The sequence below is a fragment of the Streptomyces sp. NPDC096012 genome, assembly GCF_040426375.1.
Classification (GTDB): domain Bacteria; phylum Actinomycetota; class Actinomycetes; order Streptomycetales; family Streptomycetaceae; genus Streptomyces.
This window is the reverse complement of the sequence record NZ_JBEOTD010000101.1, coordinates 1-1,489: the sequence shown is the minus strand read 5'-3', so window position 1 is coordinate 1,489 and position 1,489 is coordinate 1. Positions and strand designations below refer to the sequence as shown.

Sequence of the window (1,489 nt, the reverse complement as noted above, 5' to 3'; positions counted from 1 at the left end):
GGGGGGTGCCTCTATGTCTTTAGTCAAGCAAGCCGTGGGGTTCTGGGTTCGTAGAAGGTTCCGTCGCGGAGCATGGCGAACAGGACGCTGATGCGGTGGCGGGCGAGGCGGAGGAGGGCTTGGGTGTGGGTTTTGCCTCTGGCTCGGCAGCGGTCGTAGTAGGTGCGGGAGGCGGGGTCGTGGAGGGCGGCGAACGCGGAGAGGAACATCGCGCGTTTGAGTTGGCGGTTCCCGCCTCTGGGGGCGTGTTCGCCGTGGATCGAGGATCCTGACTGCCTGGTGGCGGGGGCGAGGCCGGCGTAGGAGGCGAGGTGGGCGGCGCTCGGGAACGAGCTGCCGTCGCCGACGGTGGTCAGGAGGACTGCGGCGGTCCTGACGCCGATGCCGGGCATCGAGGTCAGGACCTGGGAAAGAGGGTGGGCCTCCAGCAGGGCCTCGATCCGGGTCTCCAGGGCCCGGCGTTGTTCGTGGACGGCGGCCAGTGACTTGGCCAAAGAGGGCACGATCACGTCCAGGGTGGTGGTGCCGGGGACGACGACGGTCTGTTCGTCGAGGGCGTCGAAGATGTCGTCGACGAGCCGGGTGGCCATGCGCGGGGCCTTCGGACGTATGACCTCGACGAGTTTGCGGCGGCCGGCCTTGCGCAGAGCGGCCGGGGATCCGTAGCGCTCCAGGAGCCAGGTGATGGCGGGGTGGTCCAGGCGCGGGCCGAGGACGCGTTCGAGGCTGGGGTGGAACTGGGTGAGCAGGCCGCGGATGCGGTTGGAGGTGCGGTTGGCCTCGCCGGCGAGGTCGTGGTCGAAGCCGACCAGCATGGTCAGTTCGGCGGTGATCTCGTCGGCGAGTTCGAGGGAGCGCAGGGTGTGGGGCATGGTGCGGGCGGCGTCCGCGATGACAGCGGCGTCGCGGGCGTCGGTCTTGGCTTCACCCGGGTAGAGGTCGGCGATCCGGCGCATCGCGAGTCCGGGCAGGTAGGCGACCTTGCAGCCGGCGTCGCGGGCGACGGTCAGTGGGAGGGCGCCGATGGAGGCGGGCTGGTCCACGATCACCAGGACGGTGCCGAACTTGGCCTTGAGTTTGTCGAAGACGGCCCGTAGCTGGGGTTCGCCGTTGGGCAGGGCCTTGTCGAAGACCTTCTTCCCGGCCGGGGTGAGTCCGTGGCCGTGGTGGTTGCTTTTGCCGACGTCCAGGCCGAGGAAGACGCCCGTCTCGTCGATGTCGATCACCGTGCCCCCACATGCGTCGATGCCGTGCCGGCCTCGGTGTTGGGGCCGTTCGCGCGCATCCACGTTATGCAGACCTACCGCCCGAATACAGCCGGGCATTGCGCCGGGCCGGGCAGCGGTCGGGCCTCTGATCAGCGTCTGTGACGGCACCCCTCGGGCCCGGTGACACCACCCCCCAGGTCATCCCATCGACAGGGGGCAACAGTCATGCCGGGCCCGGAGGCCAGCGGCCCTCTTGCAGGACCACGAAGAAGATAACGGGG

Annotated in this window: 1 protein-coding gene; it reads right to left on the bottom strand. The window is 69.3% G+C overall.

What is annotated here, in order from left to right:
- Window positions 1–23: 23 nt before the first annotated feature.
- Complete coding sequence (locus ABVB68_RS36755) at window positions 24–1,226, bottom strand: IS110 family RNA-guided transposase (RefSeq protein ID WP_353605569.1); 1,203 nt, start codon at window positions 1,224–1,226, stop codon at window positions 24–26.
- Window positions 1,227–1,489: the final 263 nt, after the last annotated feature.